This is a genomic window from Actomonas aquatica (assembly GCF_019679435.2).
GTDB lineage: Bacteria > Verrucomicrobiota > Verrucomicrobiia > Opitutales > Opitutaceae > Actomonas > Actomonas aquatica.
The window spans coordinates 4,100,534-4,121,945 of sequence record NZ_CP139781.1; the positions used below are offsets into that span (position 1 = coordinate 4,100,534).

Sequence of the window (21,412 nt, forward strand, 5' to 3'; positions counted from 1 at the left end):
CCCCGTGGAGCGAATCCCGGCCGGTGGGGAGAAAGATAAAGATAAAGATAAAGAATAAAACGAAAGAAGAAGGGGGGCTTCGTCCTCTACCGTGCGAAGGCACCGTCGCGCAGGAAGGTCACGACTTGGGTGATGGCGGGTTTGCGGTATTGGATCCAGGTGTGGGAATGCGGCAGCACGAGGTGGTCGGCCATGCCCTCCAACTTCGTCTCGGCGACGCGCACTTTGCCGTCGCCCGGGCCGCCGCACCAATAGGCCAGCAGGGGATTGATGGGACGATTGCCGGCGAGGATGCCGAGTTGCGGGCCCTCCGGCCAGGCGCCGAGTTGGTTGGGGAAGGAGTCGGGCGCGGTGCTGAGACGGCGACCGTTCACGCCGGTGCTGAGCTGAAAGAGTTTCCAGCGGCCGATGCGATCGACGAGCGATGAGCCTTGGTTGGGCGGGGCATACATGACCACGCGGCCGCGGGTGAGTGGCTCGGGCACGCCGTGGGTTTTGAGCCAGCCGCGCAGCATGATGCCGCCCATCGAGTGGGTCACAAAATGCACCGGCGGGGCGCCGTCGCTGAGGTCGACTCCGTGCGCTTCCAGTTGGGTTGGCAGCCAGGTTTCGCACAACTCCGACAGCGGGGTGCGCAGCGAATCGTAGCTCAAATTGATGACGTGGTATCCCTCGCGTTGGAGGGCGCAGGCGGTGCGTTTCATCGCCCAGGCGCCGAGCCCGAGGCCGTGCAACAGGACGACGGTTTCTCCGGCGGGTGACGCCACGGCCGCGGTGGAGGTCGGCGGAGCGGAAGAAACGGAAGCGGCGGGAACATTCACGGTGCAGAGGCAGAGCAGGGCCGCGAGCCCAGGGGCGAAGCGCGTCATGAGGCGGCGACGATGTGGGTCGGCCGCGACGGACGCAAGGACGCGGCGGCGCGGAAGGTCACCGCCCCGAGCACGATCGCGCCGCCGAGCAGGGACAGCGGCGTGGGTTTTTCGCCGATGGCCAGCAGCACCCAGAGCGGGTTGAGCAGGGGCTCGATCACGGGGATCAACACGGCCTGCAGCGCGGTGACGTGTTTGATGGCGTAGGCATAAAGTAAATACGAGACGCCGAGTTGGCCGACTCCGAGCAGGATCAGAGCGGTCCAACCGCTGGGCGAGGGCAGGGGAGCCGACAGCATCCACGGCAAGCCGCAAAGGAAGGCCAGGGCATTACCGAGGATGATCGACTCCAGCGGCGAGCCGTCCTTCTGGCGGCGCAGGGCGATGATCATGGCACCGAAGAACATTCCGGACAACAGCCCCAGGGCGTCGCCGCCGAGATTGCCGCTCACGGTGAGGCCGTCGGCCAGAAACAGGGCCATGCCGCCGAGCACGACCACCACGATCGTCCAATCGAAACGACTGGTGCGTTCACCCAGCGCCCAGGCGCCGAAGAGCGCGATCCACACCGGCGCGGTGTATTGGAGCAGGATGGCGTTGGCGGCGGTGGTGAGTTTGGTCGCGGCGCAGAACGCGACGGTGCAGCCGGCATAAAAAAACGCGCCCAGCAGCTGCGGGCGCGAAAAGGTGAAGTGCAGCCGTCGTGCGCGGACGCCGAGCAGGAAGAGGGCGGCGAAGAACCCACGCCCGCCGGCGACCGCCAGCGGCGGCCAGTCCACGTGTTTGATCAACAAGCCGCCGCTGCTCCACAGCACCGCGGCTGCCACCAGCAGCACGACGGCGCGACGATGCTCGGTGGCGGTGGTCGGCACGGGCGGGTGGCGCGATCAGTCCTTGGGACGGCGGTAGGCCTTGTGGCCGGAACGTTGCGCGCTGCGCATTTCGCCCACCAAGGCCTCGGCCTTGGCGTTGTCGCCGGCCTTGAGCGCGGAAGCGACGTCGTCGATGACAGTGAGGAAGACCTTCATGTCCTCGTGGTATTTCTTAATGAAGTCGGCGCGCTGAGCCTCGGGGATGTCGGCGGCGTATTCCGGCTCGTAGTCGAGGCTCTTGACCGCGGCCTCGCGGATGGTGGCGAGCAACTCGAGGGACTCCGCGTTGCGATCGGCCTCACGGACCGAGCGGCGCAGGTCGCGGAAGGCGTCGCCCATGACCTCCATTTGTTCGCCGAGGGGCGTGTGTTCCTCCTCATCGGCACGGGCGGCGGTGGGGAGTGTGAGCAAGGCGGCGAGGGAGGAGAGAAGGAGCAGACGACGGAGTTTCATAATAGAGAGAAGGGGTGGAAGTCGGGCGCCAGCCAGACAGATCCGGGAAGGCCGGTCAAACCTGAGGCGAGCTGGAGCCGGCGGCTTCTGAAAACGTTGAAAGATTACAATTAGGTGAGGATGGCGTTCCGGCGTTGTGCGGCGGCGGTGGAGGCGTTCAGGTGGCCCTTTAACGCGTATGAAGACTTCACCGTTTCGCACTCTTCTCTGGTTGGGCTCCGCCCTCGCCGCGACCGCCTCTGTTTCGCTTTTTGCCCAGGAGCAGGACGCGTCGGCGAAACCTCCGCGGCTGGTCGTGGGCATTGTGGTCGACCAAATGCGTTACGACTACCTCACGCGTTTCCAGGGCGCCTTGGGTGAGGGGGGCTTCAAACGTCTGATGCGTGAGGGCACGCAGTTTCGTTCGATGCACTACAACTACGCGCCGACCGGCACCGGTCCGGGTCATGCGGCCATCTGGTCGGGCGCTTACCCGGCGACCTCCGGAATTTCCAACAACGACTTCTACGATCACCAACTGGGCCACGAAGTGTATTGTGTCGAAGACGCCTCGGTCACGCCGGTGGGCACCGACGCCGAGGAGGGGCGCCGCTCGCCGCACCGGCTGCTCGTGACCACGGTGGGCGACGAGTTGAAGCTCGCCACCAACAACCGCGCGAAGGTTCTGGCCATCAGCCTCAAGGATCGCGCGAGCGTGCTGCCGGGCGGTCATTTCGCGGATGCCGCGTTCTGGTTTGATGCCACCACGGGGCGCTTCGTGAGCTCGTCGCACTACCTTGAGGAGCTGCCGTATTGGGTAAGTGACTACAACGGCAGCGGCCGGGCCGATGCGCTGATGCACAAGCCGTGGGTCTTGCGGGATGAGGCGGCGACCTACACGGAGAGCCTGCCCGACGACAACCCGTTCGAAGAACCCTTCAAGGGCACGGCCGCGCCGGTGTTCCCGCACGACCTGAGTGCGGTGACGCCCGATCCGCGGGAACCCTTCAAGCCGCTGGCGACCTCGCCGTGGGGTAACGTGATGGTGCGGGAACTGGCGCAGGCGGCGCTCGAGCACACCGACATCGGGCGCGATGACACGCCCGACGTGTTGGCCGTGAGTTTTTCGGCCACGGATTACATCGGCCATCGCTTCAGCCCGACCTCCCTCGAGGTCGAAGACACCTATCGCCGACTCGACGACGACCTGGCGGCGTTGTTGGAAACGATCGATGCCACCGTGGGGCTGGAGCACACGGTGGTTTTCCTGACCTCTGACCATGGCGTTTCCTTTAACTCCTCCTTCCTGCGTTCGCGCGGTATGGCTTCGGCGCGCACCTTGGACAAAGGTGCCTTCCTCTCTGGGATTAACGCCGCCTTGGCAGAGCACTATAGCGCGGTCGACACCTCGACGTGGGTGGCGGAACTCTACAAGGGACAGATTGTATTGGACCGCCGCGCGATTCGCGTCGCGGGTTACGATTTGGAAGAGGTAAGCGAAGTTCTGCGTGATCGGCTGCTGGAAATGGATGGCGTGGTGGATGCGATGACGGCTGCGGAATTGCGCGAAGGCGCGCTGCAGAGTGGCTACCGCGCGCTGCTGCGGCGAGGGGCTCACCGCACGCGCTCCGGCGATGTCTTTGCGGTCTTCGCGCCGGGATCCGTTTTCGGTTACGCGCACGGCGGCGCCGGTCACAGCGAACCGTTTTCCTACGACACCCACGCGCCCTTCCTGATCGCCGGTCCGGGCATCGCGGCTGGGGCGGAGGTCTATGAGCGCGTAGCCATCACCCAGATCGCTCCCACGATTTCGGCGCTGCTCAAGATCAACGAACCGGCCGGTGCCTTCGAGGGACCGCTGCCGCTCTTCGAGCCCTGACAACGCGGTCGGCGGCGGGAAGGGTGGGGGCGGAAATCGACCGACGAGGCCACGGCGGCGTGTCTGGGCTTGCCCAGGCATGTCCTCGATCCCGTGGCAATTCACCCCGGTTTTTTTGTGACCAGCAGTCACAACATTGTCGCGAATTTTAGTGACAAGCTTTGGCGCTTCAAAACTGTTAAGGTCCTTTTGCTTCACATCGGGCGACTCATCCACGCTCCGATTTCCCCTAACCCCAACTCGACCCCATGCTTCCCCTGTCTGCCTTCACTCGGCGGCTCCGCCCCTGCTCACGGCACCGTCGTGACCGGTTGAACCGCGTTGAACTAGGCGACCCGATGACGGCCAAGCCTCTGGGTAACCCCGTTCCGACTTCGGTCGGTTCCGTCTAAACGACCCCACCGATTATCCAATCGGCCTTTTTTTGGCCTTTTTGATTTAACGCAAAACTACCCTTTCACGCCTCCGCCCCGCTCTTCCGCGCCGGCGAAGACGTTCCCCCTTTCGGGGGCGCGGAACACCGCTCTCCCGAACCCTGAACACCTAACCCCATGCTTGCTAAAACACTGACTTCACCCGCCGCTTCGACGAAGCGGACGTATTGGAAGAGAGTGTTCGCGGCGGGTCTCCTCGGACTCGGCCTCTCGGCCAGTGCGCAGGACGCCCCCCAAACGAACGACTCTGAGATCGACGATGAAGAGCTCATCGTCTTGTCCCCCTTTGTGGTGGACGCCCAGGAAGACGCCGGTAGCTACCGCGCCACCTCGACCCTCGCCGGTTCCCGCATCCGCACCGATCTGAAGGACGTCGCCTCCTCGATCTCGGTCATCACGGCCGAGTTCCTCAAGGACACCGGCGCGACCGACAATCAGACGCTGTTGCAATACACCACCAACACGGAAGTGGGCGGTGTGTATGGTAACTACGCTGGCGTCGGCGGCACCTTCATCGATGGTGCCAACGAAGGTTCGAACTTCATTCGTCCGAACAACAACACCCGTGTGCGCGGTCTCGATTCGGCCGACAACACCCGCGACCTGTTCCAGTCCGACATCCCCTGGGACGCCTTCAACGTGGGTCGCGTCGACCTGCAGCGCGGTCCGAACTCGATCCTCTTCGGTTTCGGTTCCCCCGCCGGTATCATCAACACCAGCATCAACGGTGCGACCCTCGGTCGTTCCTCTGGCAATGTTGAGTTCCGCGTCGGCAAGTATGGCAGCATGCGCGCCTCCTTCGATTACAACAAGGTGTTGATCGAGGACGAACTCGCGGTGCGCGTGTCCGGTGTGACCGACGATACCCAGTATCGTCAGGACCCGGCCTTCAACCGCTCCGATCGCCTCTTCGCCGCCCTGCGTTGGTCCCCTGAGTTTCTCAAGACCGACTCGGCCTCGACGGTGATCCGCGCCAACTTCGAACACGGTGAAGTGACGGCCAACCGTCCGCGTGTGCTCCCGCCGTGGGATCACATCACGCCCTACTTCGATCCCAACGCCATCAACAAGCAGTCCTGGGATCCCTACTACGCCTGGGCGACCGGTCTGGTGAGCTACTCCTCCTCGGCCCCGGCCCCCGGCATCACGCCGAACGAGTGGGTCGTGCAATACTTCGGCCCGGGCGTGCAGAACGTCACCGCGCCGAACTTTGTCTACAATTCCGCGGACGCCACCGACTACGTTTCGGTCTACCAGTCGAGCCCGGGCACCTACTGGGGCATCAACGCTACCGGTGGTCGTGACGGCGGTATCGGCGGTTTCCCCTACGGTTCCAACATCGGTATCGGCTCCTACGCCGACGCCGCCCGCAATGCCGACCGTGCCGGCCTCGCCAGCTTCCCGGCGGCCGACAAGGGCTTCTACAAGCGCAAGTCCATCACCGATCCCTCCCTCTTCGATTTCTACAATCTGTTGATGGATGGTGACGCCAAGCGCGAGTGGCAGAACTGGGACGCCTACAACATCACCCTCGAGCAGACCCTCTTCGACGGTCGCGTGGGTCTCGAGCTCGTCTACGACCGCCAGGAGTATGACGACGGTCAGTCCCGCAATCTCAACGATCCCTTCATCTCGGTCGACATCCGTTCGAACCTCATGCGTTACCCGGGCGTCTTCACCGACATCGCGGTGGCCAACCCGAACGTCGGTCGCGCCTTCGTTGCCGGCAATTCCAAGAACGGCGGCAACAGCATGACCTTCACCGACCGTGAAAACGTCCGCGCGACGGCCTTTGCCGACGTGCGCTTCGACGACTTCATGGACGACGAATCCTTCCTCGCCCGCATGCTCGGTCGTCACGTCTTCACCGGCGTGTATTCGGAAGAGACCTACGATCGCGAAGAGCGTAACTTCGTGCGCTACGCCGTGGACAACTCCTGGTCCGATGCCATCGGCACCGGCCCGAGCGGCGACGGCACCGGTGGTCTTTCCGCCGGCGACACGACCATCGACTGGGTCTTCTACCTCTCCGACAACCTGAGTTCCTACAACTCCGCCTCGGGCCTGAACCTGCCGCGCATCACCGGCATGCACGACCCGTCCGGCGAGCACGGCATCCTCTACTTCAACAGCCGTTGGAACGCTCCGGCTTCGGTCAACCCTGGCGACTACTGGTTCAGCAACGCCGCGGGTTACACCAACACGCCTCCCGGTGAGGACCTCACCGAGTCCGAAAACCCGCGCAACTACGTGGGTTGGGAAACCGGCTCCTTCCAAGTGCTCAGCGCCATGGGCGGCGACATCGATCGCCTCTACACCGATGTGAGCGCCACCCGCCGCGAGACCGAATCCACGGCTCTCACCTGGCAGGCCTACCTCATCGACGACCTGCTCGTCGGCACCTACGGCTGGCGCGAAGACACCCAGAAGGTGCGCGCCGGTGCGTCCAGCGCGCAGGACGTCGGCAACACCGACGGCTACGCCTACACCAACCCGCCGCTCAACCCGCTCGACGAAGATACCGGCGTCAGCGAAGGCCAGAGCCGCAGTTGGGGTCTCGTGCTCCACACCCCGCGTTCCATCCGCGAGCGCATGCCCTGGGGCACCAACCTGAGCCTCACCTATAGCAACGGCCGCAACTCCCGCGTCGAAAACCGCTACGGCTTCGACGGCATGCAGCTGCCCAACGCCAAGGGTGAAACCAAGGACTACGGTGTGGTCATCAGCACCCTCGACGACCGCCTCCAGTTCAAGATCACCAAGTATGAAACCACCGTGACCGACGCCAACATCTCCAGCGTCACCACGGAAGTCTCCACCCTCGGTTCCAACACCTACGTTCTGCGCAACTTCGAGGCCTGGGGCACGGGCACCGTCATGGGCTACCTCGCCGGCATCGACGGTCAACGCACCGGTGAAGAGTGGTTCTGGAACTGGGCCACGGTCGACGGCAACAACGTCCCCGGTGCTGAAAATATGCCGGGCGCTTGGGACTCGGCCTACAACGACCCGAACGGCGCGTTGTTCCAAAACCATCCCTCCACCGCCGTCCAGCAGGCCGCGATCAACTCCTGGCTCTCCCAGATGATGCCGGAAGAGTGGTTCAAGGCCTACGGCTTCAACATCAACTACGCCGCCGCTCTGGCCGGCGACTACGCCAACGCCATCCCGGGTTGGGAAGCCTCGGCCAACATCGGTGCGCTGCAGCCCTCCGGCGGCGGTCGCATCAACGGTGTGTGGCCGACCGGCACCGCCAACAACAAGTCCGAAGGTTGGGAATTTGAGATCGTTGGTCAGCCGACCAAGAACCTCAACATCTCCATCAACGCGTCCAAGACCACCGCGTCGCAGACCGCGCTCGGCGAGAGCCTCGTGAACTTCATCGAGTCGCAATACGCCAAGTATCAGTCCCCGGCCGGTGACCTCCGCCTCTGGTGGGGTGGTGGTGAGTCCTTCCGTGTCGCCTACCAGCGCGACATCTGGTCGGCCTACCAGTTCCAGCTCCAGACCAACGGCAAGATGGTTGCCGAAATGGCTCCGTGGCGCGCGAACATGATCGCCAACTACAACTTCGATGAAGGCCGCCTCAAGGGCACCAACATCGGTTTGGCTTACCGTTGGCAGGACGGCCGCATCCTCGGCTACTCCCTCAACGCCGCCCAGGACAACCTCGACATCGACTCTCCGATCTGGAGCGCCTCCGAGGACCACCTCGACCTGTGGGTCGGTCACGAGCGTCAGCTCACCGAGAAGCTCCGTTGGCGCGTGCAGGTGAACTTCCGCAATGTGGGTGAAAGCCCGAACCTGGTGCCGCTCAGCGTGCAGCCGGATGGTTCGCCTGGCGCCTTCCGTATCGCCGAAGGCATGACCTGGAGCCTCACGAACACCTTCTCCTTCTGAGCCCAAAGCACTCAACTCACGGCGCTGCTATTGGATGCGTGGCGTCGTGGGGAAAAATGGCCGGATTCTCATGGGGTCTCCGGTCATCTTGAGGAGATTCGAACCCCCGTCGCGCAAGCGGCGGGGGTTTTCTTTTGCCCTCGTTTGATCCCGCTCCGCTCCCGTGCTCCTGCTTGTGCCATGTCACGCATCGCACTCGTCACGGGCGCCAACCGCGGAATCGGTCTGGCCATCACCCGCGGGCTCGCCGCCGCCGGTTTTAAAGTCTGGCTCGGCTCCCGCCAGCTGGCCGCCGGTGAGGCCGCTGCCGCCGAGCTGCACCGCGAAGGCCTGAGCGCGGTGACCGCCGTCGCCCTCGACGTGGGTGACCCCGCCTCCATCGCGGCTGCGCTGGCGACGATAGAAGCCGCTGGCGATACCATCGACGTGCTCGTGAACAATGCCGGCGTGCTCTACGGCGGGGCCTTGCTCGAACTCGACGACGCGCAGGTCGACCAATCCATCGCCGTGCACCTCACGGGTCCGCTGCGCCTGGTGCGGGCCTTGGCGCCGGGCATGATCGCACGCGACTACGGCCGCATCGTGAACCTGTCATCGGGTTGGGGCGCGTTTTCGGAAGACCTCGGTGGTCCCGACATCTACGGCGTCACCAAGGCTGCGCTCAACGCGCTCACCTTGCGGCTCTCACGCGAGTTGCCGGGGAACGTGAAGATCAACGCCATGTGTCCGGGCTGGGTGCGCACCCGCATGGGCGGCGACGAAGCGACGCTCTCCCCGGAGCAGGCGGCCGACACCGCCCTGTGGCTCGCGCAGCTTCCGGCCGATGGCCCCACCGGCGGCTTCTTCCGCGCCCGCAAACCCCTGCAGTGGTAGGACGCAGTCGGGCGCGGTTACGCCCGACATCCATCCACAACGGCTGGTTTAGCCTGCTGTAGCCGGCCTCGGTGAGGCCGGACCGGGGTCAACGACCCCGGCTACAATAAAGTAGCACGAGTCGTATCCGGCTCCCCTCAATCGATCTCGTAAACTTCGACCAGGGCGATGCCGGTGGTGTCGCCGGCACCGGCAACGATCGCGCTGTAAACGCCCGGTGGCAGGGTGATCAGCAGGGTCGAATCCGCTGAGCCGGCGGGGAGCGGAAAGGCGCCCACGCTCTGGGCGGCAGCGGCGATTTCGTTCGAGTAAGCGACGTCGCCCCAATCGTCGTTTTGATAGAGTGGCACGGATGCGCTCTGACCAAAAATACGCAGCACCGGGTCGTTCATCACCCCGCGGATACTCCATTGCGCGAGTGTCGGACCGATGGCGCGCACCAGCACGGTTTGTGGATCGGTGCCGGTGATCACGAAGCCGGCGACGAGGGTGTCGGAGCCCGTGCCCATCCAGGTGCGGGCGGAGATGTTGGTGAGGCGGGCGGGGCTGGCTGCATCGGTCTCGTAGGCTTCACCGAGGACCACGCCGGTCTCGTCGTTCGCATCGCCGATGCGCGCGGTGTAAGGACCGGGTTCGAGGGTCGTGAGCAGGCCGGCGTCGAGGCTGCTTTCGTCGAGCGCAAAGGCGCCGAGTTGACTGGAGGCGTTGGCAATGGCCGTCGCGTTGTCGGCCCAGTTGTCGTTGGTCTCAAACGGTGTCGCGCTGGGGCGGGACAGGTCCATGACCGGATCGGGCAGAAAGCCAGCGATGAAAAAATCCTCGAGGGTCGGGCCGATGCCGCGCAGCAGGACTTCCTTGTTGCCGGAGCCACCCACCACAAACCCCACGGTGAGGGCGTTGACGCCGGCACCACTCACCGCGCGCACCGAGACATTGGTAAGGCGCGAGGGGCCGCTGGTCGTCGGGGTCGGGGTGACCGCGCCGGGCAGGGTGATGGAGGAGACCGAGAGCGCGGGCAGGGTGAGGTTGAAGGCGTTGCCGGACACCATCGCCGAGCCGATGACCAAGGCGTTGTTGCTGGCGGAAACAAAGGTCTCGTCGGCCGGCAGGTTGGCCAGCTGGCGCACGGCGTAGACGCCGTCGCTGATGCTCGGCGTGTTGAGGGCGACGCGGGTGGAGGTGCTGGAGTCCAGCGCGCGGTTGACCAGCACGATGGTGAGGGCGCCGGTGGTGCTGTCGGTCGTGGCGTAGGCGGAGACCAGCTCCTCGTTGGTCGAGGTGGCGCGCGCGGTGACATCGCCGTTGTAGTTGGCGAAGAGGTGCATCACCTCCCACATGCCGGGCTGCCAGGACCAGGGCGTGAAGATCTCCACGCCGTGCTCCATGAAGGTGCCGATCATCGAGGCATACCAGACGGAAGCGAGCGGCGCATCGGTGACCGCGATGTCGATTTCGGTCAGGCCGAGCGTGACGCCGTGGTTGGCGCCGAGGTATTGGTCGAGCCACGCGTTGCAGCGACCGAAGATGTATTCATTATTTATGGACGTGTCCCAACCGCCGTTGATGGCGTGCACGCCGTTGGCGTCGGGGCTCACGTAGTCTTCGTCGAAGAAGGTGCGGTGCACCTGCACGATCTCGGCGGGCGTCGTGGTGCTCGGGTAGTAGTGGATGTCGAGCACGTCGAGCAGGCGGATGCCGGTGCGGGCCTGTTCCTCGCCGACGCGTTTGATGAAGTATTCGAGCCAGGGGTAGTTGCGGCCATCGACGGTGATGGGGTCGGCCCAGTTATACCACTGCCACTCGTTGGCTGCGACGGGGCCGGTGAGTTTGATGTCCGGGTAGCGCGCGCGGGCCGCTTTGGCGTAGGCGAAGTAGCGCTGCATGAAGGCCTCGGGCGAGAGTTGGTCGGGCATGACGTCGTCGTGCGTGCCTTCCCATATCTCCGGCTCGTTATCCATGCTCCAATACACGAACTGGCTGCGGTCGAGGCCGAGCCCGTCGGGTGAGATCCAGTGCTCGAGGATCGCGGTCGAGGTGGCGGCGTCGCTGTCGGTGAGGTAGAGCGCGGGGTCACCTTCCTGCTGGGCGTCGTGGCCGCCGGCGGAATTGGGCACGCCGCCGCCCGCGAGGTTTTGGGCGACGCCGGTCCACCATTGCGCCTGGTTGTAATTCCACTCGTTGAAGTTGTGGTCGGCGTTGTCGGCCACCTTGCCGAGGAGTTGGAAGCCCCAGAGCGATTGCACGCCGGGCAGGTTTTGCTGGAGCTGGGTTTGGGCGAAGTCCCAGTCGTTGGCGTAGACGTTGTTATACCAGTCGGGGTGAGAGCTGAGCTTCTTCTGCCAGTTGTATTTGGTGCCGTTGTTGCCGCCGAGGGTGCGCATCATGCGCAGGCCCGAGTCGCGAAAGCGGGTCCAGTCGGCCGCGGTGCGCAGATTGCCGGGTTGGCCGGGGGTGTCGTTCTTGCCGTAGAGGTAGGGCGAGACCGGCAAGCGGTCCTGCGTGACATCGATGGCGATGCTGACGGATTGGGCCGAGACAACGGTGCTCGCCCAAGGCAGGAGCATCGCCACCAGCACGGTGCGAAAGGGGGTTCGTTGGGACATGGACAAAAGGGGGTGGCGGATCTTCTCGTCGGCCGCCGGGGGAGTCAATCGGCGCCCTGTCCCGCTTTTTAGTGACGGGCGCGATTGGTCGCCGGGTGGTAGGATGTCCGGGCATGCGCTTGGCAAAACCCCTCTCCGTCCTGGCTCAGGTGTCCCTGGGTCTGCTCGCTTTTCACGCGGTCGATTCGTCGACGGCGTCGGCTGCGGAACGGCCGGTGCGAGTCATCGAGGCACATCTGGCGGATGAGGCCGGTCCGATGATCCGCATGCACAATCTCTGCGTCGGTGCGGGTCGCGCCAACGAAGGCCTGCGCGCCGATTGGCAGCGCCAGTTGACCAAGGCGCACAACGAGTGCGGTTTCCGCTACATCCGTTTCCACGGGCTCTTCACCGACGACATGGGCGTGTATTTCGAGGAGAACGGCGAGCCGGTCTACAACTGGCAATACGTCGACGAGCTCTTCGACTTCATCCAACGCATCGGCATGAAGCCCTTCATCGAGCTCGGCTTCATGCCCAGCCAACTCGCCAGCGGCACGCAGACCATTTTCTGGTGGCGCGGCAACATCACCCCGCCGAAGGACTACCAGAAGTGGGCCGACTTCATCGCCGCCTTCACCGAGCACGTGACCGAGCGTTACGGCCGCGACGAGGTGCTCACCTGGTATTTTGAGGTGTGGAACGAACCCAACCTCGACGGTTTCTGGATGGGCAATCCCGAGGGGCTGCCGTGGGAGGAATGGGCTCCGGGCGCACGCGCCGAATACCTGAAGCTTTACGCCACGACCGCCCGCGCCGTGAAGTCCGTCGACTCCGACTACCGCGTTGGTGGACCGGCGACGGCCGGCGAGGCTTGGATCGATGAAACGCTCGCGTTTTGCGCCGAGGAAAACGTGCCGCTCGATTTCATCAGCACGCACAGCTACGCGACCATGGGCGGTTTCCTCGACGAATACGGCAACACCGGCACGGTGCTCTCACCCGACCCCGAATCGATCACCGCCGGCGTGCGCAACGTGCGCGCCAAGATCGACGCCTCGCCCTTCCCGGATGCCGAGCTGCACTACACCGAATGGAGCTCCTCCTACACCCCGGCCGACCCGATCCACGACACCTACCACAGCACGGCCTTCATCCTCGACAAGATGAAGAACATCGGAGCCGACGCCGACTCGATGTCGTATTGGACTTTTACTGACATCTTCGAGGAGCCGGGTCCGCGCAAGACGCCCTTCCACGGCGGCTTTGGTATGATGAACTACCAGGACCTCACCAAGCCGGCCTACTTCACCTACAAGTTCCTCAATACGCTCGGCGACACGACGCTGCGCAACGACGATCCCGAGTCCTACGTTTGCCGCGATGAAGCGGGCGGAGTTCAGGCCCTCTTCTGGGACTTCGCCCTTAACACGCCGCCCGAAGGCGTGAACAACCAGGACTACTACAACACCGACTTGCCGGCGGAACCGGTGGGCGACGTGGTGCTGCAACTCAGCGGGCTGCGTCCGGGGTCGTATCAGTTGAAAGCCACGCTGGTGGGTTATCGCTCCAACGACGTGCAGACCGCCTACATCGACATGGGGCGGCCGAACCAAATCACGCGTGAGCAGGTCGCGACGCTGCGGGCGGCGAGTGATGGCTCCCCGCGCCTCGACGAGGCGATCGAAGTGGGAGCGGATGGTGCTTTTGCCCGCGAATTTCCGATGCGGGAAAACGATGTTTGGTTGGTTGAGCTGTTGCCGTTGTGAACCCGGCAATTCGCTCTCGGAGCCGCCGGTGCTGAGCATGGCGCCGGCGGTTCCCTTCCGAACCCGTAGTGCCGGCTTCAGCCGGCATCTTTTTTAGGTGGACGCGGACCTCCGGGCCGCGTCGGCGCGCGGAGGGGCAACGCAGCGCGACCAAGGTCGCAGCCTACAGTGTGCTTTCGTCCCCTGCAGGGTAGGCCGCGAGCTTGCTCGCGCTAACGGCGGAGTGGCGACGGCGGGTGGATGACAGGCGGTCGCTGCTATATTACGTCACGAATAATCGGATACGTTTTCTCCCACCCGACCCTACCGCTCTGTCCCCGGTTTGGGCAGGTCGGCGGGGAGTTGGGCGATGAGGGCGACGGCTTGGCTGCGCGAATGCACGTGCAGCTTCTCGTAGATGCGGCGCACGTAGGTGTTCACGGTCTGAAAAGACACGCCGAGCGAATCGGCGATCTCTTTGTAGAGGAATCCCTGCGCGAGCAGGGCGAGGACCTCGTATTCGCGTTTGGAAAGTTTGTCGGCCGGGTTCTCGACCTGGGGGGCGGCGGCTGGTTTTTGGAGCGACTGCACCACTTTTCGGGCGATGTTGCTGCTCATGGGCGAACCGCCGGTGTGCACGTCCTGCAGGGCGGCGACCAATTCCTCGCGGCGGGAACGCTTCAGCAGGTAACCCGTGGCGCCGGCGGCCAACGCGTCGAAGATGTAGTTCGCGTCGTCGTAAACCGTGAGCATCACAAACTGCGTTTTGGGCAGCTGCAGCTTCAGCTCGCGCACGCATTCGATGCCGCTTTTGCCGGGCAGATTGATGTCGACCAAGGCCACGTCCGGCGCGATCGCGGGCAGGTCGGCGATCGCGGTTTCGGCGTCGGGAAAGGCCTGGGTGAAACGGAAGCCATCGGTCTCATTGATCCAGCCCGTGAGGATGTCACGCAGTCCGTCGTCGTCTTCGACCAAGGCGACGGAAATCGAGGTGGAACCAGTGGCGGGAGCAGTAGAAGCGGAAGCAGACACGAGTAAAAAACGCTAAGCTTGGGATCGGGCGGCTGTCGATGGCGCGCCGGGCACGGGGACGACGAAAGTCACCGTCGTGCCGTCGCCGGGGGCGGACCGGACCTCGCAGCGACCGCCGATGCGTTCGAGGCGTTGGCGCATGTTGCGCAGGCCATTGCCGCCGCCGGGGCGATCGCTCGGGCGTTCCGGCAGCGCGGCCGGGTCGAATCCGCCGCCGTTGTCCTGCACCACCAGCTCGAAGCCGCGCGGCTGCAGGCGCAGGTGAAGTTGCACGACGCTGGCACCGCCATGGCGCAGGGCGTTGTTGAGCGCCTCTTTGAAGGCGAGAAAGAGGTGGTGGCGGTGATCAGACGGCACGTCCCAGGCGGGCAGTTCGAAGGGCAGATCGAGACGGCAACGCACCTCGGCGGCGCGCAGGAAATCTTCCGCAAACTTGCCCATGTAGGAGACGAGGCTGTCGAGCGTGTCGTGCCGGGGATCGACTGCCCACACGATTTCGTCGAGCGCGCGGGTCATGTCTGTCGCCGTTTGTTGAATACGCGCCAGCAGCGGGCCGGCGCGCTCCGGGTCACGCATCACCGCCGGCGCGCTCTGGCTGAGCATGGAGATGCGGGTGAGGCTGGTGCCCACATCGTCGTGGATGTCGCGCGCGATTCGGGCGCGCTCGAGTTCGAGGGCGTGACGTTGTTCCAGCAGTTCGAGCCGGTGGCGCAGGCGGCGGCGCGTGAGCGTGCGCACAGCGAACGCGACGGCGCTGAGCATGAGCAGGGTGCAGCCGCCGAGGAACCACCACGTCTGCCAGAAGAACGGCGCCACGGTGAAGCTTACAGTCGCCGGGGTGGTGTTCCACAGACCGTCGTTGTTGCTCGCGATGACGTGGAATTGATAGCTGCCGGCGGGCAGTTGGCTGTAGCTGGCGGTGCGGTCGGTGCCGACCTCCACCCACGACTTGTCCAGGCCCTCCAGGCGGTAGCGGAACTGCACCTTGTCGGGGGAGACGTAGCTGAGACCGGCGAAGCGGAACTCCAGGCGCTGGTGGTCGGGAGGCAGGGCGGTTGGCAGCTCGTCGGCAGGGGCGTCGAGCGTGCGACCATCGACGTCAAACGACTCGATCACAACCGGCGGCGGCAGGGGATTGGTGCGGACTTTGGCCGGATCGACGCAGACCAGTCCGCGGCTGTTGGCAAACCACAGCCGACCGTCCGGCGTGGTGCAGGCACTGCCCTGGCGACCGCCCAAAAACTCGACGATGGGCAGGCCGTCGCTGCGGTCGTAGATCTGACTCGGAAAGGTGCTCAGTTCACCGTCGGCGCAGCGGTGCAGGTCGGCGCGGGCCACGCGTTGAATGCCGCGGTGGGTGGCGAGCCAGAGGTAACCCTGCGCGTCGGCGAGGATCGCGCTGATGGCTTTGTCGGCCAGACCTGCCTCCGGGGTAATGAGGTCAAACCGGCCGTCGCGATAACGGGTGAGGCCATGGTCGGCGGTGCCGATCCACAGGGTGCCGTCGGGTTCGGCCAGCAGGCTGTGCACGGCATTGCTGCCGAGGCCGTTGTCGCGATCGAAAACGGTGGTGCCGGTGGGCGTGATGCGCACGAGTCCGCCTTGGGTGAAGCCACACCAGATGGTGCCGTCGGGCGCGAGCGCCACCGCGCTCACATCGTCGCTGGCGCCGAGCGGTGATTTCACCAGCCACGTGGACCCGGTGGGGCTGAGCCGGAGCAGGCCCTCGCGGTTTCCAACCAACAAGTCGGGCGTGCCGGGCACGGGCAGCAGGGCGAGCACGGGACTGGAGGTTTCGTCGACGCTGGGGGGCCTTTCGAACTGACCGCCTTCCAGGCGATAGGGACCGCCCCACCAGAAGTTGCCGGCCCAGATTTCACCGGTCGCGCTGGCGGCGACAGCGGGGATGTAGACGTTGTTCAGGCCGGCATCGGCGGCGTAGCGTTGCCAGGTGTCTCCAGAATAATGATACACGCCGGCACCGTCGGTGCCGATCCAGAGCGAGCCATCGGGGCTGGCGGCGACTGACAGCACACTGCAGCCCTGCCACTGGTCGGGGGCGTTGAGCACGGCGAAGCCGGTGGGGTGAATCGAGACGAGGCCGGCGCTGCCGATGCCGACCCAAAGCGTGCCCTCGCGGTCCTCGTGCAGAAAGCGCACCCAGTTTTGCGGCAGGCCGTCGGTGCGGTCGAGGTGCACCGGGGGGCGACCGTCGGCGTAGATGAGGTGCAGGCCGGAATTGAGCGTGCCGACGGCGAGCGTGCCGTCGCTGAGCTCGAGGCAGGTCGCCAGTGAGTCGTCGCCCCACGGGAAGGGACCGCGGTCCTCTACCCAGCGGTCGTCGCGCCACTTGCGGACGCGGTTGTCGCAGAGGATCCAGGCGCCGCCGTCGGCGGTGGCGGCGAGACCAAACACGTAGTTGGCGGCCTGCGGAGTGGGCAGGTTGACCGGGATGAGCGCGTCGTCGATGAGGCGGGCGGCGGCGCCGTTTTCGACCACCCAGATATGGCCGTTGGGGCCGCGCGACCAGGCCATGTTGCCCGGCTTCTCGGGCGCGATGAGGGAGGGAATCTGCTCGCCGTGGCCGAGGGCGCTGAGGGCGCCGTATTCGTGCATGGCCCACAGCCGTTGCTGCGGGTCGCTGCCGAGGCCGATGATTTTCTCGTTGTCGGCGCCGGAGGGCAGGGTGGCGATTTGGAAGGAGCCGTCGGTGAGGCGGGTCACGCCGCCGGCTTCGTGACCGATCCACAGGGTGCCGGCCGCATCCTCGAAGAGCGCGGAAATGCGGCGGTCGCGCAGGGCGGGAGTGTTGGCGGAATCGAAAACGCGGAAGCGTTTGCCGTCGAAACGAGCGAGTCCGCTGTGCGTGCCAAACCACAGGTAACCCTCCTGCGTTTGCGTGGCCGAAGTGACGAGGTTTTGCGGCAGGCCGTCTTCTGTCTGCCACACCCGCACCGCATAACCGTCGGCCAGAAAGGTCTCCGCCCAGCCGGTGACCGCGCTGCTCCAGAAAAGCAGCAGCAAAAGCAGAGGTGCGCGAAGGAGCGTTTTCATGCGAGCGGTCAGGGCGGGCGTGACGAAGCCGAAAGGCTGGCCCCGAGGCTGCGGGGCGGGTCGGGGGGCAGCAAGGTCTGAGACACGGGTGCGGCGGGCATGAGCATCATTTATGCGGCGCGAGTTGAAGGTCGGCGCGGAGTGCAGATTGTGGGGGATGAAATCACTCGGATTCCTCTCCTTTGGGCATTGGTCGCCGTCGCCGCACTCCGGCACGCGATCCGCTGGCGACGCGCTGCTGCAGTCGATCGACTTGGCGGTGGCGGCGGAGGAGCTGGGCTGGGATGGCGCCTATTTCCGCGTGCACCATTTTGCGCGGCAACTCGCCTCGCCGTTTCCGCTCTTGGCCGCGATCGGCGCGCGCACGCAGCGGATCGAGATTGGCACCGGGGTGATCGACATGCGCTACGAAAATCCGTCCTACATGGTCGAGGATGCGGGCGCGGCTGACCTGATCGCGGGGGGCCGCCTGCAACTCGGCATCAGTCGCGGCTCACCCGAGCAGGTGATCGATGGCTGGAAGCATTTTGGCTACGAACCGGCCGCCGGGGAAACCGAGCAGGACATGGCCCGCCGGGGCACCGAACTGTTTCTGGAGCGACTTTCCGGCCAGGGATTTGCGGCGCCGAATCCGCGGCCAATGTTTCCGAATCCGCCGGGGCTGCTGCGTCTTGAGCCGCACGCCGAAGGCCTGCGTGAGCGCATCTGGTGGGGTTCGGCCTCCAACAGCACGGCGACGTGGGCGGCGCAGCTCGGCATGAACCTGCAGAGCTCCACGCTCAAGTGGGACGAAACCGGCGAGCCCTTTCACGTGCAGCAGGCGAAACAGATCCGCGCCTACCGGGAGGCCTGGAAAGCGGCGGGGCACTCCCGCCAGCCGCGCGTCTCGGTGAGCCGCTCGATCTTCGCGCTGGTGGACGACCGGGACCGCGCCTACTTCGGCGGCGACGAACGGGACGGCGATGCCTTCGGTATCCTGGAAGCGAATACGCGGGCGATCTTCGGCCGTTCCTACGCGGCAGAGCCCGACCAACTCATCGCGCAGCTGAAGCAGGATGAAGCGATCGCCGAAGCCGACACCCTGCTCTTCACCGTCCCGAACCAACTCGGCGTCGCCTACAACGTCCACGTCCTCGCAGCCATCCTCGAGCACGTCGCCCCCGGCATGGGCTGGCGGTGAGGCTCCGCGCGGAAAACTGCGTTCACAGTCCGGTCCGTTGCCGCGCTTCGGCCATAACGTTTTCCAATGAGAGTCCAGTGGCGGTGCCTTCCTGAATCTCGGCGATGCGGCGACGGGTTTCGGCTCTCCAGGCAGAATCGACCTCAGGGGTGATTTCTCCGTGTGCTGCAAGCAGGATACGTTCGACCAATTCGGCCCGAACTTCATGCGGAAGCTCACGTGATTCGGCCACGATTTGTTCCAGGGTCATTGGCATACGTCTCAGCATGGGCCTTACGGCCGAGCCGGCAAGTCTGGTGGTTTGCACTTCATCGGACAGAAGGGGAGGCCAAGATTCTCTTGGCGCTTTTGGGTTAGGGCGTGCCTGTCGCATGGTTTCAGACCGACTATCCCGGTTCCTGTCCCGAATAGTCGTGACAGGGAAATGGGGGGCGGGGGACGGTGAGGCTCGCCCCGTGGGAACCTGACTGCGAACGTGGGCGTCCCCCTTTTTGTCCATGAGCCACGAATCCCTTTCCCGCCCTTCACCGACCTCCGAAAGCCCCGCTCTGCGCCCGACGCGCCGCACGATGCTGAAGTCCTGTCTTGCCGGTGCCCTGGCCGCACCGATGTTGCGCAGCTGGGCGGCGAGTCCCGAGGCAGCGGCCAAGGCGGCGACCGCGACCGGCGACGCGCCGGCGGGCCATCCTGAGCTGCACTGGCGGCGTGGCGTCGAGGGTCAACGCATCGCCGATCTGGGCGATGGCACCTTCCTCAATCCGGTCATTTCCGGCGACCATCCGGACCCGACGGTGCTCAAGGATGGCGACGATTATTACATGACGTTTTCGTCGTTCAACTCAGTGCCGGGCATCGTGATCTGGCACTCGCGCGATCTCGTGAACTGGACGCCACTCGGGCCGGCGCTGCGCGAAAACATCGGCACGATCTGGGCGCTCGATCTGTGCAAGCACGGCGATCGCTACTACGTTTACATGCCGGTGCTGCCGCCGGGCAAACCGTGGTCCACCTACGTGATCTGGGCGGAAAATCCGGCCGGTCCGTGGAGCGATCCGATCAACCTGCACCTCGATAACTGCATCGATCCGGGCCACATCGCGGGCGAGGACGGCAAGCGTTACCTCTTCGTGAATGGCATTCGCAAAGTGCGCCTCACTGATGATGGTCTGGCCGTCGATGGTGAGCTCGAGCCGGCCTACGATCCGTGGCGCTACCCGGACGATTGGATCACGGAAAACTTCGCCCCCGAAGGCCCGAAGCTGCTGTGGCGCGGGGAGTGGTTGTATCTTGTGACGGCGGTCGGCGGCACGGCGGGTCCGGTTACGGGCCACATGGTCATTGCGGCGCGTTCGCGCTCGGTGCATGGACCGTGGGAACATTGTCCGCACAACCCGCTGGTGCGCACCACGTCGATCGACGAGCCCTGGTGGTCGCGCGGCCACGCGACGCTGGTGGAGGGCCCCAGTGGCGATGGCGATTGGTGGATGGTGTATCACGGTTACGAAAACGGTTTCCGCACGCTCGGTCGGCAGACGCTGCTCGAGCCCATTGAGTGGACCGACGACGGCTGGTTCCGCGCCAAGGGCGGCGACCTCGGTCACCCCTTGCCTATCCCGCAGGGCGGCGAGGCGGTGGAGCCGGGTTTCCCGCTCTCGGATGATTTCACCCGCAACAAGTTTGGCGTGCAGTGGGCTTTCCATGATCCGAAGCCGGACGAGATGGAGCGCGTCACTTGGGGCGATGCCGCCCTCACGCTGGCGGGCACCGGTGAGTCGCCGGTCGATAGCTCGCCGCTCACCTGCATCGTGGTCGATCGCGCTTACGAAGTGGAGGTCGACATGGAGCTCGAAGGCGCGGTCGAAGGCACCTTTCTGTTGTATTACAACCCCAAGGCCTTCGTCGGTGTGGGCTTCACCGGCGAGAAGGCCAAGACCTACCAATACGCCGAGACTCACGACTGGGCGGCGGTGCCGTTTGAGGGGCGCAAGCTTCGCGCGCGCATCGCCAACGACCACCACGTCGTGACCTACCACTACTCGGCCGACGGCGGCAAAACCTGGCGTCGTCATCCGACCCGCATGGAGGTCTCAGGCCTGCACCACAACGTGTTTGGCGGCTTCCTCAGCCTCAAGGTCGGCATCTGCGCACTGGGCGAAGGCAAGGTCACCCTGCGCAACTTCACCTACCGCGCACTGTAAGTTCGGCGCGCGCCTCAGTCGTCCGTTTCGAAGCACTCTGGTGCCTTCATCTGGCACTCGAGGGGGCTGAGAAAGTCCTCCCACGAACGCACGGCATCGGGGTCGTCGTCCAGCAACTGCTGGGTGCGCATGTGTCGCCAGAACGGCAGTGCCTCCTGGGTGGGATGCTGCACGTGCACGCGCAGTCCGGCGGACTTGAGGGAGCGCAAGAACGCGCGGCCGGTGCCGTGGCGCCGGGCGGCGGCGCGCAGGTAGAGAATTGTCACGTCCTGTGGTCCGGTAATCTCGATCCGGCAGCGTGGATCCAAGCGACCCGCGCGAATGAAGCCGCGCAGAATGTGAGTCGCCGGATGCAGCCG

14 protein-coding genes are annotated in these 21,412 nt (G+C 65.0%); 6 read left to right on the plus strand and 8 right to left on the minus strand.

The genetic code is table 11. From position 1 onward, the window contains the following. Positions 1–86: 86 nt before the first annotated feature. From K1X11_RS15590 to K1X11_RS15600, 3 genes are read right to left on the minus strand one after another with little or no spacing between them, the layout of a single operon-like run. On the minus strand, positions 87–869 hold the full coding sequence (locus tag K1X11_RS15590) for an esterase/lipase family protein (RefSeq protein ID WP_221031166.1): 783 nt from the start codon (positions 867–869) through the stop codon (positions 87–89). Then, positions 866–1,741, minus strand: coding sequence for a DMT family transporter (locus K1X11_RS15595; RefSeq protein WP_221031167.1), 876 nt, complete (start codon positions 1,739–1,741; stop codon positions 866–868). Before K1X11_RS15595 ends, K1X11_RS15590 begins: the two co-directional genes overlap by 4 nt. A 15-nt stretch (positions 1,742–1,756) precedes the next feature. After that, positions 1,757–2,194 (minus strand): cytochrome b562, encoded by a 438-nt coding sequence (locus tag K1X11_RS15600; RefSeq protein WP_221031168.1) that lies wholly within the window; start codon positions 2,192–2,194, stop codon positions 1,757–1,759. A gap of 178 nt (positions 2,195–2,372) precedes the next feature. Here K1X11_RS15600 and K1X11_RS15605 point away from each other — a divergent pair, with 178 nt between their 5' ends. The 3 genes from K1X11_RS15605 (at position 2,373) to K1X11_RS15615 (ending at position 9,259) form a co-directional block, all read left to right on the plus strand. Beyond that, positions 2,373–4,052, plus strand: a complete 1,680-nt coding sequence (locus K1X11_RS15605) for an alkaline phosphatase family protein (RefSeq protein ID WP_221031169.1) — start codon at positions 2,373–2,375, stop codon at positions 4,050–4,052. Between the two features lie 551 nt (positions 4,053–4,603). Continuing rightward, positions 4,604–8,386 carry a TonB-dependent receptor plug domain-containing protein gene (locus K1X11_RS15610; protein ID WP_221031170.1) on the plus strand — a complete coding sequence of 1,261 codons (3,783 nt, stop codon included), beginning with the start codon at positions 4,604–4,606 and terminating at the stop codon, positions 8,384–8,386. A 180-nt stretch (positions 8,387–8,566) separates the two neighbouring features. Next, positions 8,567–9,259 carry an SDR family NAD(P)-dependent oxidoreductase gene (locus K1X11_RS15615; RefSeq protein WP_221031171.1) on the plus strand — a complete coding sequence of 231 codons (693 nt, stop codon included), beginning with the start codon at positions 8,567–8,569 and terminating at the stop codon, positions 9,257–9,259. 137 nt (positions 9,260–9,396) lie between these two features. Here the strand turns inward: K1X11_RS15615 and K1X11_RS15620 are convergent, their stop codons facing one another. After that, positions 9,397–11,862: a glycoside hydrolase family 44 protein gene (locus K1X11_RS15620; RefSeq protein ID WP_221031172.1), complete on the minus strand. Its 2,466-nt coding sequence runs from the start codon at positions 11,860–11,862 to the stop codon at positions 9,397–9,399. A 149-nt stretch (positions 11,863–12,011) separates the two neighbouring features. On the opposite strand from K1X11_RS15620, the gene K1X11_RS15625 reads away from it, so the two are divergent. After that, on the plus strand, positions 12,012–13,610 hold the full coding sequence (locus K1X11_RS15625) for a GH39 family glycosyl hydrolase (protein WP_221031173.1): 1,599 nt from the start codon (positions 12,012–12,014) through the stop codon (positions 13,608–13,610). 303 nt (positions 13,611–13,913) lie between these two features. Here the strand turns inward: K1X11_RS15625 and K1X11_RS15630 are convergent, their stop codons facing one another. Next, positions 13,914–14,621, minus strand: coding sequence for a response regulator (locus K1X11_RS15630; protein ID WP_221031174.1), 708 nt, complete (start codon positions 14,619–14,621; stop codon positions 13,914–13,916). A gap of 12 nt (positions 14,622–14,633) precedes the next feature. Next, on the minus strand, positions 14,634–17,675 hold the full coding sequence (locus tag K1X11_RS15635) for a sensor histidine kinase (protein WP_221031175.1): 3,042 nt from the start codon (positions 17,673–17,675) through the stop codon (positions 14,634–14,636). Positions 17,676–17,832: 157 nt separating this feature from the next. Between K1X11_RS15635 and K1X11_RS15640 the strand changes: the two genes are divergently transcribed. Next, positions 17,833–18,855 (plus strand): LLM class flavin-dependent oxidoreductase, encoded by a 1,023-nt coding sequence (locus tag K1X11_RS15640; RefSeq protein ID WP_221031176.1) that lies wholly within the window; start codon positions 17,833–17,835, stop codon positions 18,853–18,855. Between the two features lie 22 nt (positions 18,856–18,877). Here the strand turns inward: K1X11_RS15640 and K1X11_RS15645 are convergent, their stop codons facing one another. Next, positions 18,878–19,105 (minus strand): addiction module protein, encoded by a 228-nt coding sequence (locus tag K1X11_RS15645; RefSeq protein WP_225919456.1) that lies wholly within the window; start codon positions 19,103–19,105, stop codon positions 18,878–18,880. A 247-nt stretch (positions 19,106–19,352) separates the two neighbouring features. Between K1X11_RS15645 and K1X11_RS15650 the strand changes: the two genes are divergently transcribed. After that, positions 19,353–21,053: a family 43 glycosylhydrolase gene (locus tag K1X11_RS15650; protein WP_221031178.1), complete on the plus strand. Its 1,701-nt coding sequence runs from the start codon at positions 19,353–19,355 to the stop codon at positions 21,051–21,053. 14 nt (positions 21,054–21,067) lie between these two features. Here K1X11_RS15650 and K1X11_RS15655 read toward each other — a convergent pair whose 3' ends face one another. Continuing rightward, a complete protein-coding gene (locus tag K1X11_RS15655) occupies positions 21,068–21,319 on the minus strand; it encodes a hypothetical protein (RefSeq protein ID WP_221031179.1) in 252 nt (83 codons plus the stop codon). Positions 21,320–21,412 lie beyond the last annotated feature (93 nt).